3 protein-coding genes are annotated in these 14,278 nt (G+C 61.0%); 2 read left to right on the top strand and 1 reads right to left on the bottom strand.

All coding sequences use genetic code 11. From position 1 onward, the window contains the following. Positions 1-100: 100 nt before the first annotated feature. Both FQ755_RS08220 and FQ755_RS08225 read left to right on the top strand, forming a co-directional pair. The gene (locus FQ755_RS08220) at positions 101-1,183 is read left to right on the top strand and encodes an IS630 family transposase (RefSeq protein ID WP_144152936.1); all 1,083 of its coding nucleotides are present in this window, start codon (positions 101-103) and stop codon (positions 1,181-1,183) included. 12 nt (positions 1,184-1,195) lie between these two features. Next, complete coding sequence (locus tag FQ755_RS08225) at positions 1,196-1,495, top strand: hypothetical protein (RefSeq protein ID WP_144152938.1); 300 nt, start codon at positions 1,196-1,198, stop codon at positions 1,493-1,495. A gap of 132 nt (positions 1,496-1,627) precedes the next feature. On the opposite strand, the gene FQ755_RS08230 is transcribed toward FQ755_RS08225, so the two are convergent. Further along, on the bottom strand, positions 1,628-14,209 hold the full coding sequence (locus FQ755_RS08230) for a filamentous haemagglutinin family protein (RefSeq protein WP_260858423.1): 12,582 nt from the start codon (positions 14,207-14,209) through the stop codon (positions 1,628-1,630). Positions 14,210-14,278: the final 69 nt, after the last annotated feature.

Raw genomic sequence — 14,278 nt, forward strand, 5'->3', positions numbered from 1 at the left:
AAAGACAGGATGTAAACACAGATTTTTAAATATAAACGGTAACTAGTACGACGTCCCGCAATTACTTTTAATAAATGCTTGCATGGTCTATCCTGGTGGCATGAGCCGAGGTCGTCATGCAACGCCAGTGAAGCTGGCCAGGAAGGACCGGGAGGAGCTACTGGCGCTGATCAGGCGCACGACGGCGGCCCAGCGTGATGTGACGCGGGCACGCATCGCGCTAATGGCGCATGAGGGATACTCAGGCGCAGCGATTGCACAGGAACTGGGCGTGTCCGTGCAGACGGTCAGCCTGTGGCGCCAGCGGGTTGCACGGCAAGGCGCTCAAGGTATTCGGGAGGGCGAGCGTAGCGGTCGTCCGCCACGCATCACGCAGGAAGCGCGGCTGCAACTGATCGCGCTGGCGTGCGAGGTGCAGGACGCGCACGGCCGGGTTACGCCGACGCTCGATGAGATCATGACGCGCGCAGTCGAGCGCGGGATCGTCGAACAGATTAGTCGCAGCCATGTGCAACGCATTTTGCAGGCGGGCGAGGTTCGTCCGCATCGGGTGCAACAGTGGCTGCACAGTCCAGATCCGGCCTTTCGCGAGAAGGTCAACGTGATTTGCAGGCTGTATCGCAAGGAGCCGAAGAATGCGGTCGTGCTGAGCATTGACGAGAAGACCGGCATCCAGGCCATTGAACGCAAGCATCCGGGACGCGCGCCCGTAGCAGGACGGTTGCGTCGTCGCGAATTTGAATATGTCCGTCATGGCACACAGGCGCTGATCGCCGCGCTGGATGTGCATACCGGACAGGTGCTGGGCAGTTGTCGCGACCGACGCACGCAGGACGACCTGGTGGCTTTCATGGACAGCGTGGCGGCCGCGTATCCGGGCCAACAGGTGCATGTGATCTGGGACAATCTGAACACGCATCGTGCACACGCCGTGTGGCAGGCGTTCAACGCGCGGCACAGCAGGCGGTTTCACTTCCACTTCACCCCTTTGCATGCGAGCTGGGTGAACCAGATCGAACTGTGGTTTGCAGCCTATACGCGCCGTGTGCTGCGTCATGCCAGTCACGTCAGCACTGCGCATCTGCGCGAGCGTACGGAGCAGTTCATCCGTGAGCGCAACCAGACGGCACGCCCCTTCAGATGGACTTTCCGGGGCTACCCGTTGCAAACTGGCGCATCCTGAACCGGAGCGCTCATGCCCGCCTTACCCGCGAAACATCATGCAAGCGAACTGCAGCGTCAACTGCGCGCCCTGCTGGGACACGACCAGATCGTCACGCAGGCTTATGGGCGCCATCTGCTGATCAAACGCCTGGACGATCAGGAGCCGACCGTTGTGGCACGCCTGAGTGAACTCAGCCGCAATCGTTATGGTGCGGCCTTTCGTAGCCATAGCGGGCGATGGGAACCTCTGCCTGGCTCAGGTTCACTCGACGAGATGGCTCAACTGGTCGTCACGCTCCTGCAGCCTTATTTACAGCCAGATAATTGTTAAACCTATTTGAGGGATATGGTACTAGTCTGCCGCTCGGCCCTCTTCGGTCGCGAGAAGCCGCCTTTTGATAGCGGTCTCCTCGCAGTAGGCGTCCCGACAATCTCATCCCTCACCTACTTCTTCCGACACCCATCATCGCCGCGCGCGTCCTCTTCGTAAATCATCGCTATCTGACGACAAATCTGAATTGCCAAAACCTTCCACTTCCACGGTAACAACCCATTGCCGTTGCGGTACACCGGACGCATTGTTGCGCACTATGTTCTGTGCCATCTGAGTTACCGCAGACGCTGCTGAACTCGCCGCGGTCAGAGCGCCAGTGTCCACAGCCGCAACGACCGGTACCCCGGTCGTCTTGCCCTGCACCTGAATGTTGGCGACGTTCAGCACCTGCAGCGCCGCAACGTTCAGGTTGCCCGACACACGGATACCCGCAGCCCCAGCGTCCACTGTCCCTCGCGGCGCCAGCAGATTGGCGTTGCCTGTCGGCGCATCTGGTATGGTCTGGAGCGTTCCGATGCCAGCACCAGTTACTTCTCCCTTCGCATCAAGCGTACAGAAGTGGTTCGCATCACACACGTATTCAGGCGGTGGTATGTTCGCGACGGTGGTCGAACCTTGGCCGGCGTTGATGTCGCCGTTCGAACTCCAGATCGTGATATCCCCCCCCTGCTCGGTGAACACGCGGCTTTGCGCGAGCAGCAGACTCTGATCAGTGAAAATGTTGATGTCGCCCTTCTCAAGCGTCAGAATGCCCATCGTCCCTGGACCGGCGATGACGACCCCGTTGCTGACGATTTCGGGTGGCGCCGAGGAACTGCCGACCAGCGCCTCCCCTCCCGGTCCGAGGATCGAGACATTCCCACCCTGCTGCGTCTGGATGGTTGAGCTACGAATGTCGAGGTTCCCAGTGGATACCGGTGCATTTGCACCGTTCGTACCGCCAGTCAGATCATTTGCAGTGTAACCAAGCGAAGCCGGAAAAAGCGTGTTGATCGCCTGAAACCCGCGGGCATACTGACTGAAGAACGGGCTCGCAGGGTTGTTGAAGTCGTTGCCTACGTCGGTCAGCACGCTGAAAAAAACCTGTCCTACAAACAGTTGCTGGGCATATGTGGGCAGCAACTGGAATTGCGACCACGCCTCGCCAGCCGTCAACGTCTTCGGTTTCGGCGCGTCGGCCACCAATCCCGTGTCAACGCCCTCCTGCCCTTCGTCGTACTGCTCCATGAAGGCAATGAGTGCAGGCGTCGTGCTCGGTACACCAGCCGCCGTGCTCGCAGGATTGATATAGGTCGAGATGAAATCAGTGTCATCGATGCCCGGGGCAACACCAAACAGTACTTGCACATTCGCGCTTTCGTGCGGAAGATTGGGATTGTTACCGTTGCCGATCGCATCGATCCCGGTCGGAGGCGCCACTCCCGCCTGCGCTTCACCAAAACCACTGCCAGCTTGCGTCAATGGGCCGATATTGTGCCCCGCCTCGATGTCGAATGTACCCGGGCCGCCCAACACAAGGCTTGGCACGAGTGCGCCACCACCTGACGCAAACGGCGTGTCGTAGATGTCATGCCCGGCCACAATGCGTGTGACGTCGGAGTCGCGCAGGTTTTGTCCCTGGAATGACAGGTCCACTATGTCTTGACCGGCGTCGATCAGGGCCGACTTGTCGACGGAAATGGTGCCCTGCCGGTCATAGAAGCCAGCATCGCTCCCCGAGCCCGCAGGCTCAAGGATACCGTCGACGATGCTGCCGGTCAGACTGTAAATGCGCGCCGGAACCGTGTCGTTCGCATGCAGCGGACTGTCGTCGTGGTCGTCCTGTTCGTTATTGGTCGATCCGGATTGTTGAACGGGCGAAACCACATCAGCCGGATTTTCATCGGACAATCCAATACTCGTGCTCAGGCCGATCGACTGATCCGCAATCAGGTTCAGATTGCCGGTCGGAGACGGAGCGAGCGTGCCGCCCGAGGCCACTGTAATGCCCCCCGTCAAAGCAACAAGATTAACGGTAGCGGGTAATGAACCCTCACCGCCCGCTCCAAAATCAATATCACCAGTAGTCGATTCGATGCTCACCGCGGAAGTCGGCGAGAAACTTTGCAATGGAGACGGATCCGACACGCCGCCAATATTGGCTCCCAGTCGCGCGTTTACATCGAGCACGCCGTCCTGAGTTGCGAACAATGTCGCCTGAGAGACAGGAGCCCCGCCAAGACCCGTCGGCGTGGCGAAATCCGAAGCGATCTGACCGCCCGCGACGATCGTGCCCGTGCCGTTGGCAACAAAATAGTCACCACTCAGGATGTTGCCGCCAGCCGTAACCGTAAGATTACCGCCGCCCACCGTGTTGAACGTGGTCAGACTCGTCTGATACCACGTCGTCGGCAGCGACACACCCAGGTCTGAGATGTTGCCTCCCGCAGATACCGACACATTGCCGCCAACACTCATCACCCCTTGGTCAAACGAACCGAAGTTGATAGATGTTTGTGTAGTCTGTCCGGCAGAGTTGGTTGGATTACCAACCTGCATCCACTGCGACCAAGACTGGATGAGTATGTTGCCGGCGAAACCTGAAATGGCACCCGTTGTATCGACCACGTCTTCGATGCCAGTTATATCGTTCTGGGCGTAGATCAAAATATTTCCCGCCGATTCGGGATTCACCGTCGGCGTAACGAGTATGTCACCCGCTCCGGGATTTTTCAGAATTGACGCCGTACTGCCAACCGGCGCTCCTGCTGCCGGCTCACCTGCCGTATAGATGACTCCCGGCGCACTCGTATCAAGCAATGCGATGTCGTTGCCCGCTGCGATATCGATCGAGCCCGTGCCGGTGCGAATCATGGTCGGCGCCATCAAGGCCAGACCGTTGCTGTCGACGAAGGCAAAATGCCCATCCAGCCCGACGTTGCCATCCGTTGTATCAAAGACCGATGCGGCTTGCAGCGCCAATGGATCTGCACTCGCCAGATTCGCTCCGGCGACTACGCGGAAAGACGAACTCGTCCCGGTAGTCAGAGAAGCAACCTCGAGAGGAAGCGGGTTCGTCGCGGTCGCAACAGGCGACGGTGTGTTGTCCGCGACTGCTGGGGTGACATCCGGCTCGTTCGCGCTGTCGGTTGTCGACGGATTTACGACGGCGACTGCCTGCGCGGTCGGTGCAGTCGGAGGCGCGAGCTTGCTGCGGATACCGCCCACCTCGTCAACGTATGCCTGGTATTGCACCAGGTATTCCAGATAAGCAGCCGGATTCTTTGCCTGGACGTCCGGACTCGGAGCAACCGGTGCGGTCGCCGTATTTGGTGCGGAGGTCCAATAGTCCCCCAGGAGGTTTACGTAGGTTGTCCCGCCGGGCAGTCCGGCGATCGGGGCCAGCTTGGAGTCTAATGGCGAGATCAGAAACGAAAGATAAGCGCTATAGAGCGTGTAGTATTCTTCGTCTGCGGCACTAGTTCCCAGATTCTCTGGTGGTGCGGTCACGATACCTGCAAAGGCACCGTTGATGCCGTCGGCAGTGAGGTAATACGCAATGTCGTAGTACTTCGTTGGCGCACTCAGCAACCCCTGGACTTCCCCGTAAGTCTGCAACGGCGGAACTGAGACCGAAACCGACGAGCCTGGATTCACCGGATTGGCGATCTGGAAAAACCCGTCGGTTAGACTCGCATCGACCTCCACGTTGTTCACCGCGCGGAACGTGATGATGGGTGCCTGACCATCGAAACGGAACAGTTGATCGGTCGGCGAAGACCCCGCTCCCAGGTTCCAGTTCGTGACAACCGAGATATTGCCGTTGTTGATTGCCGGGCTCGGACTATCGAGTTCGATACCCGGTGTCACGTTAAAGTGAATGGCGTTCGCGGCGAACTGGCTTACTACCCCGGTCTCTCCATTCTCCACGAAGCCCATCAGCGTACCCGGGACGATGGTCGTCGAGCCGTCGCTATTGGTCGTTGTCGTGTCACCGTAGAAGACCTGGTGACCGGTGTTCGCCTTGCCCGCGTCAGGCGTGAAGAAGTCGTTTTCGAGGTCGTTCGCCAGATCGGTCTTGATCTGTGCCCATGTAGCATTGGGATCGTTCGACAGCGTGGCCGGCGTCCAATGCGCGGGTGTCGATCCGTTCGCAGCGACATAGGTGCCGGGTTGGTAGTCAATGGTATTGCCGTTCTGATCGGTGAACGTGCCCTGAACAAGTTGCGGCGTCGCATTCGGGCCTGCAGCCTGATACCAGCCGGCAGGATCGACAATGCCATCGAAATGCTGCGCACCCGTTGTCCCGTCGGTCGTGCTCCACACCGCGTACGGTTCGAGATTCACCGTACCCGTATCCGTGCCGTTGCCCGTTCCGGTGATCCCGGCACCCGGACCGGTCATCTCCGCATTGGCCCTGACGGAATAGCCGCCGTTCGTGGCCGCGTCACTGAGCAGCGGCGCACGCAGGTTGACCGTACCCCCTTCAAGGCCATCCGCCGCAAACGTGACAGGGCCACCGCCCGACACATCGATCCGGGCGCTGGCGCCCAGCGTAATCGCGCCCGAATTGGCCCAAGTGACGTTCTCGTAGCCGTACTGCGTGTTATACGAGTTTGCCGTCGGCGTGCCGCTCGTACCGATATTGATCATCCCGCCCAGCTCGGCCGAGTTCGGATTGATCGTTGGTCCGGTCGCACCGGCAATGTAGGCATCCGAACCTTCGGCCAGCAACGTACCTTCCACATCGACACCGCTCTTGCCGTACAGATCGATCGTGCCACCCTCGGAGCCGCCACGGGCGGTCGCCACACCGTTGGCGTTGATCGTGCCGTTGATATTGACGTTGCCGTTCGCCGTATCGGAGGCATTCCCTGCACCGCCGTTCGCTGTCAGCGACACCGTATTCGCCGTTAGCGTGTTGCCTCCAGACAACGTGAGGTTTCCCGCTCCTGTCTGGACCACGATCTGGTTATTCACACCACTCGAAGCCAGTTCGGTCGCCAGATTGTCGAGATCGACCGCACCTCCCGTGTTGAGCGAGAAAGAGCCACCCGTAAATCCCGCAGCCGCATTGCCCTTGATCGTGCCGGCCAGGTTCACGACCTGGTCCGGTGCCGACAACGTCAGACTGCCCGCCGCGCCACCACCACTGGGCGCCGAAAAGTCGAGCGTCGAGCCCGCTTCCACATTGACTGTACCCACGTCCGCCGTCAGCGTGATTGCGCCAGCGGGGGCAAACTCTGTGACATCGAAGAACGGTAACGCCACGCCGGCAGAACTCACGAGGGAACCGTTGCCGATGGTAAGATCGCCCGTTGTCGCCTCAAGGCTCACGTTTCCTGCTGGTGCTTCGATCGTCGCGCCATTGTCGTTAACCGTTCCTCCGATGAGACTGATTGCACCGCCAAGCGGGCTGAGTGCGAGGGGCTTACCACTTACGCTGTTCAGATTCAGCGTACCGGTCGTCTGGATTGTCTGTGATGAACCCGTATCGGCCAGGTAGACCGGCGCATTGAGGGTGACCGGCAACGCTCCGAAGTCGAACGTGCCCGTACCCTGCCCGACGATGCCGCCCGTCGCGTTCATGGACACCGAACCAAAACCGTTGACGGTCTTCTGTCCCGTGCCGAAATCGATCTCGCTGGCATTGACGGTGAGCGTACCCGCTCCCACCGTTGCGGTGGGCGCCGTCGCACCGGTTTCGTTAGTAAAGGCGACTTCCTGCGCATTGATGGTAACTGCACCACCGTTGCTCGAGAACGAGCCGGCGCTCAGGTCGACGTCATCGCCAAACGTTACGTCCACATCGCCATCGAAGCTCATCACACCCGCGCTGCGCAGGATCACCTGCTGGGCGGCCGCCAGTTGCGCGAGTTGCGTTGGTCCAACGACAAAACCCGGTAGCGCTGCGGCTGCTGCGCCCGTCTGATCGGTGAAAGTAATGGCGGAGCCGTCAACTGCGATCGTCTTGCCCGATAGAGTCGCAGCGGGGTCGAACGTCAGGTTGCCTGAAGAGTCAAGCGTCAGCGCCTGGCCGCCGGCAAGTGTCGCGCCAGCGCCAACGGTCAACAGCCCCATGCCGCTTGTGTCGACGCGCGTGACAACCGAGGCCGCACCATTGGAAACTTCGAGCAGTGCTCCGTCACCCGAGACCGCTGTCGCGTTCGTCGTGGCGTCCGCATTCTGGCCGATCGTGATCGACAGATCCTTCGCCGCCGGATAGGTCCCCTGTGCGTCGATCACACTGCCGCCATCGACCCTAAGACCGTTCGCTGCATTCGGGTCGGTTCTGGTCGAACCGCTCTTCGTGACGAGAATGACTTCCGGCCCCGTCAGCGGATCGGCTGGATCGTTGGATACCACCACGCTATTGGCGATCGCATCGATCGTGATGCCGCCTGTCGTCTGCGTACGCGTGCCACCGATGAGCAGGCTGCCAGCGTCCAGCGCATCCAGTTGATCTGCGCTGATCTGCAGGTAGCCCGGCAAGGCCGTTTCCCCGGTGCCGATGATCTGGATATCCTGCGAGGCAATATCCACTTCGGCCGGTGCCCCTCCCGGGGCGGGGGCCGTGTTCAGCGTGGCACCCAGCGTCAACCCGTTCGTCGCCGCCAGCACCAGTTGTCCGGCGTCCATCGGCAGCGGCGGCGTCACGTTACCGGCACCAGCTGCCAGCGGCGGGAAGAATGCGTTGGCACTGGTCAGTGTGTATTGCGAGTACTGTTGCCAGACCGCAGCGGATTGCACATCGAACAGGGTCGGCGTCGCGCTGCGGCTGCCGGTCAAAGCATTACCGATATAACCTGCCGTCACCACGGTGCCGTCCGGCAGCGTCTGGCTCGAGCCTGGCGCGACTGCACCACTCTCGCTCGACACCGTGACGCGGAATGCCCCCGGCAACGTCGCGTATTTTGCGGGCAGCAGCGTATACATGCCCGCAGGCAGTCCCGGCACGCCCGACAGATAAACCGACTCGCCCACCTCGGTGTTGTTCAGGGCTGCCTGACCGACGCCGCTCTTTTCGGTCGCGGTGCCGGAGGACGTCCCATTGGCATTGGTCGATGGCTGTGCGGTCTGCGCGAACACCGGATCGTACGCCGCTACAGGAGACTGCGCGCCCGGCAGGATCGCATAGATGTTTCCGCCGCCGACATTTACCGGTATGGCCGTTCCACTGGGGTTCGTCGCAAAGCTCACGTTGAACTGTGACAGGACATCGCGCGTGCCCCCGGTCCCCTGCACCCATTCCTCGGCCTGCAGATCTCCGCCACCGGACAGATCAATCGTTGCGCCAGGATTCAGTGCTACGCTGTCGCCGTTGACGCTGACGAACTTCGACGGGGGTGCCGTCACATCCGGCAGCGACTCGCCGGGGACCGGATTGAACTGCCACTCGACGCCGTCGACCGTTGTGCCGTATGGGACGATCACACCATCAAGCGACACTGACGTCACGCTACCATTGGTCAACGACACCGAGTCCGTCGCCACCAATGGGAGACTGTTGAACTGCGTGACGGTGGTCGCGTCCTTCGGATCTCCAACGCCGAAGACGAGAGTTCCCGACGGCGCACGGACCGTCCCCGACTGCACGATGTCAGTCGCATCGATCAGCAAGGTCCCGCCCGCCGACAGTGGCACGCCAGAAGTTCCGTCCGGCAGGAAAGTGATGGTAGTCGCCTTCGGATTGCTGGTCGTGGAATCGGTGGGTCCCACCGCGTCCAGAATGAAGGTACTCCCGGTAGACGGATAAAGATCCGCCGCCTTGAACGTCAGGTTGCCAGGCGTGAACAGCTCACCCGGCGTTAGTGTACTGTCGCCATACGTCGACGTCAGACGGATATCACCACTGCTGGTGAAATTTGCCTGCCCGAAATTATTCATCTGGAACTGATTTTCCAGATCGATGAACGAGGCGTTGATGTTCAACGTACCGTCTGCCAACGCTCTGACCGGCGCGAACGGAGCGGAGTTGGGAACTGGCGTCGGTCCGATCAGTGCCACGTACGGCGCATTGATCGATATCGTCGTGCCGATTGAAGTCAATGCTCCCGTGACCGGTTCGCTCACGCCGGGCTGAGCCGCAAGCAGGGTTGAAAAAACTGATGGCGCGACGGAGCCGGGAGTGGGTGGTGCTGTCGTCAGAAGCGTATTCAGTTGAGACGCATTCAGTGCAGCCAGTTGCCCCGTATTGATTTCAACGGAATTCGACAACGTCAGGTCCACGTTGCCGACAAACACTACGGAAGCCGGTGCCGGCACGTTGGCCTCACCCAGCACCAGTGTGCCCACTCCCGAGCCCGACAGGCGATCGACCGCAAACTGAAGCACGCCGGTCGAAGACCCGATCACCTCCCCGGTCGTCGGACTGATTGCATCAGCGAAACTCTGCCCTGGCTGAAGACCCGCCGGCACCAGATCGCCGCTTTGTTGAAGGACCAGCACGCTGGCTGGCGGTGATGACAGCGTGCCCCCTCCCGGCTGATCCGCGTTCTTCACTACGCCCTGCTCTGGCAGGATGGTCAGGCTCCCGCCCTGCGCCTGCGCCGCGCCCGGCTGCGCCTGTAACGTTCCATCGAACAGTAGCCCGCTTGACGCAGCCAGCGTGATCGAACCGGCATCGCTCCAGACCGGCTGGGCAGCATACTGGCCGTTGGCCTGCAGTTCGTCCAGCGTCGCCGATGTGCCTGATACATCGATCACCGATCCAGCCTGCGCCACCACGTAGCCTGAATCGTCCGAGATCACGACGGTGCCGCCCGGCAGCACCTTGCCGGTGTCGGGAATGACGGTCTGCAGCCCCTCCCTGGCAGGTGCCGCCAGTGGATTCGTCACGGCAACGCCCGCGACGTCCAGCACTGCATTCGCTCCTAGCCAGACGGACTTGCTCGCCGAGGTATAGCCTGTGAAACCATCATCACCTATAACTTCTCCGGGAAACGCAGAGTCGTTCGGCAGAGAATCTGCGGTCAGCGTGATCGACCCGCCAGGCGCGATGATCGAGCCCAGTACCGTCACTTGCACAGGCGAACCCAGACCTATGCTGGCACCCGGATCGCCGATAATGGACGCCCCTTCACCCACGGTCACACCGCCTGTCGCGCCCGCCGGAAGTCCTGCCGGACCAACGAGGAAGCCGCCTCCGGTCATCACCAGATCGGTGGCCTGACGGTGGAAAGGATCAAGCGTACCGACTGACGTCAAGCCGCCGGCTGCCACGCTCCCACCGGTGGCCAACTGCTGAAGGGCTGGCACATCGGGTAGCAGGTTCTGCTGTGTCAACATAACCGTTGCGCCGGGAGCAACCGTCGTGTCGTAGATGGCGTTCAGGACATATTTGCCAAAGCCCTGCCGCGCAAAGAAATTGGCCGGCAGATATTCCGCCCAACTCGGTGCCTGCGCGGGGTCCCCCCCGATCTGGAAGCCGTAGTCTCCCAGCGTCAGCGTGCCGCCACCCGAGAAGCCAAAGCTGTTAATCGTACCGTCCATCTGGATAAGGGGGGCGGCCGGCGGAGCAACCGGCAAGATCGGCCCGCTGCCGCCTCCAATCGCAAACTCGGTGGGTAGACCTGCATTGGTGACCAGTGAGACGCTGCCGCCCAACCCCTGTGCAATACCATTCTGCATCAGCATCTGGCCATTCGACTGCAGTTCACCGCCGCTGGATACATCAAGCACACTGCCCGCCTGCAGAACGATCGGACCATTCCCGCTCGTCGACAGGGTGATACTGCCGCCGTTGATATATTCGCTGTCACCCGGCGTCGTACCGGGTGCGGTCTGCGTATCGTTATTGACCCATTGCCCTGAAGCGCTGATGACCGAATTGGGTCCGACGACTATCTGGCCCCCGATCCCGCCGCCGCTTGAGATCGAGATCGTCCCGGATGGCGCGATCAGGCTTCCCAATACAGTGACGTCCGAGACTGGAGTGTTCAACTTGATGGAGCCGCCCGGCTGCACCGTCAATTGTGTACCGGCAGCGACAAGAATGCCCTTTCCGATAGACTCACCCGGAGTCCCATCCTCCGTGACATTCACATTGGCAAAGCCACCCGTGTCTAGCGTGTTGACTGGCACCACTGTTGTAGCGAGAACATTGTCCGGATCAGTGTCTGAAAGCGCACCGAGTGCCGCGGTGTCTAGTGGTGTGGTCGCACTGAAGTCCGACGAAAGGTCACTGAGTTGCGGGGCACTGTCCTGCAGGATCACCGTGCCGGATTCACCGTTGACAGATGTGCTGGAACTCTGCGTCAGTCCCGGCAGTGTGCTCCCCGATGCCAGCGTGGCGGCGCCCAGATTGAAGGTCCCGCCCGCCGGCTGATCGTTGCCCTGGACCTGCTTCGAGCCAGCAAACGCCTGCGCCGTGATCTCACCATCGAGCACCATCGCCGACGAGGCAAACACGTTCAGCGTACCCGCGTTGCCGCCTACGATGTAGTCGCCCTCGTAAACACCGCCGCTGAGCAACGGATTGAACCAGTCATCGGTGACACCCCAGCGCGGGTGGCTTTCGACGAATTCCCCTGCAATGCCGACGTAGGTGTCGAACGGGCTCGCCTGGCCGATCGGCACAATCGCGCCATTCGCATCGACAAGACGCGTCGTGTTGACCATGCCGCCGAGGTAATGGATGTAACCGCCGTTCAGGTTCAGGGAAGAACCATCGGCCGTCATCACCTCGTTGCCGGAGAGGGTGATCGTGCCGCCGTTGGTCAGCAACTGGTCGACGGTGCGGGGAATCAGGCTGACCGCACCCGACAGGTTGAGGATCGGACTGCCTACCCATTGCAGACCATCGGCGCTGGTCCCCGACAGTGTACTGTCCACCACCACGCCCTTCAGGCCGTTCAGGAAGCTGTCGCGCAGCAGCGGCGAGTCGGCCAGATCGTTCTCGTTGATCGTGCCCACATCAAGCAGGATATCGGAAATGGGCAACTGAACATTCGCCAGTCCTGATACGTCAATGATGGCGCCTGTATCGACGTATATCCGTCCCGGGACGGCGGTATCGCCCGGCGGCGTCGCGGGACTGACACCAAATACCCCAGGCGTGAGTGCCGCCACCGTTACAGTTGACCCCGGCGCCTCGATGAGTGAGCCGGACTGGAACCAGACCGAGTCAGCCGTTATCGTGACACTGCCCGGTGTGAAGGTCGTCTGTCCCGGCGAGGAGGTCGCCGTTTCACCATCGGTGTCGGGCATCACCGTCGTCACCGATCCGTCGCCGAACACCAGTTGGCCCGCCCGGTTCGTCGCGATGCCGCCACTGATGACGGTATCGTTCACCCTGAACTGACCAGGGTACGTTCCGTCCGACGGTGTGTCGGCAATGCTCTCGTCGACCGTCGAAATCGTGATGTTGCCTGGAGTGTTGACGTCCGTCGTCACACCGAGAACGCCATCCTGCGTGACGCTACTTCCCAGCAGATTGATGTTGCCACGCGCTGCCTGAACGATGCCAGTATTGGTCAGCGTTCCAGCCGGCGTAATATCGGTCGTGCCGGTGGGAGTCTGCAACAACACCTTGCCGGTCAACTCGGGTTGCAGCAGTTGCGGAGTGATGGGGTTCGGAATCAGGCTCACACCGATGCCGGCGGCGAGTATTACCTGGCCTGTCGGCGCGACGGTAATGCTGCCGCCGTTGTTCACGTTCGGTGCAGCGATCAATACAAAGCCGCCGTTGCTGACCGAACCGTCCGCGCTCGTCGTGATCGATGCGCCTGGTGCAATCGTGACGTCGCCCGGCATCTGCAACTGGCTCGCCGAAGTGATGGTGACGTTGTTACCCAGACCGAGGATTTCTGTGGGATCCGTGGAGCCCGCGCCGCCTACTCCCACTGTGGACGACGTTCCCGCCTCAAGTACCGCAAGGCCACCATTCAGGAACGCCTGATTGCTCGCGACAATTCCTGCCGCACTCTGGGCGAGATTGCCGATCACCACACCACTAGTGCTGCTCGACGCGTCGTCGGTCGTGTTCAGCAGATCGAGCGACGACGCCACCAGGGAATGCACATTGACCTGGGAACCCGCGCCGAACAGGATGCCGTTGCGGTTGATCACCAGCACCGTACCCTGTGCATTGACATTGCCGAGAATCTGGCTCGGCAACCCTGACGGGTCCATGATCCGGTTCAGCACAACCCAGTTGTTCGCGCCGTCGGTCTGCGTGCCACCCGACTGGTCGAAGTTGAGCGTCGTCTGTTTGCCGACGTTCATCGTCTGCCACGTCAGAATCGCATCCTCTGCGGTCTGCTTCACGTTGACGGTAACGGTGCCGTTGGCATTGACTGTCTGCTGCGGCCCGTACGCGTTGTACCACAGCAGCGCGCTACCCGGATCGGCGCTGGAATTGTTCGGGTTGCCAACGTCGGTGTTCTGGCTTACCAGATTCCCGTTCGCGTCCTTGATGAACGTGATGCCCGACGCGACCTGCAGGCCGCCAGACGCTAAGCCGTTCGGAACGTTCGACGGAGCTGCTGCACCCGCCGTTGCCGCTGCCTGCTGCGCCGCAATCTGCTGCGCTATGCCCTGTGCCGCCGTAGCAAGGTTGCGGATCGAGGGCTGACTGGCCTGCAATGCCTGCTGCGGCGAGACACCGACGCCGAGATTGGTAATTCCTCTTGCCGCCACCGCTGCCTGCGCGCTGCCGGTTTGGGCACCAAGGTGTGCGAGATTAAGGATGCCAGCGTGCGCGCCACCCGTTGCACCCGCCGCCAGAATCATTGCAATCGCGTGGCATAGCGGTCGGAGATTCGTTCTCCTGATGGCCTGTGAACGCGAAGTCCGTTTCTG

Source organism: Paraburkholderia sp. BCC1885 (genome assembly GCF_900996235.1).
Taxonomy (GTDB): Bacteria; Pseudomonadota; Gammaproteobacteria; order Burkholderiales; family Burkholderiaceae; genus Paraburkholderia.

Coding starts and splice junctions, on each gene's coding strand:
- FQ755_RS08220 (WP_144152936.1), top strand. CDS start 101: ATGAGCCGAGGTCGTCATGCAACGCCAGTGAAGCTGGCCAGGAAGGAC.
- FQ755_RS08225 (WP_144152938.1), top strand. CDS start 1,196: ATGCCCGCCTTACCCGCGAAACATCATGCAAGCGAACTGCAGCGTCAA.
- FQ755_RS08230 (WP_260858423.1), bottom strand. CDS start 14,209: ATGATTCTGGCGGCGGGTGCAACGGGTGGCGCGCACGCTGGCATCCTT.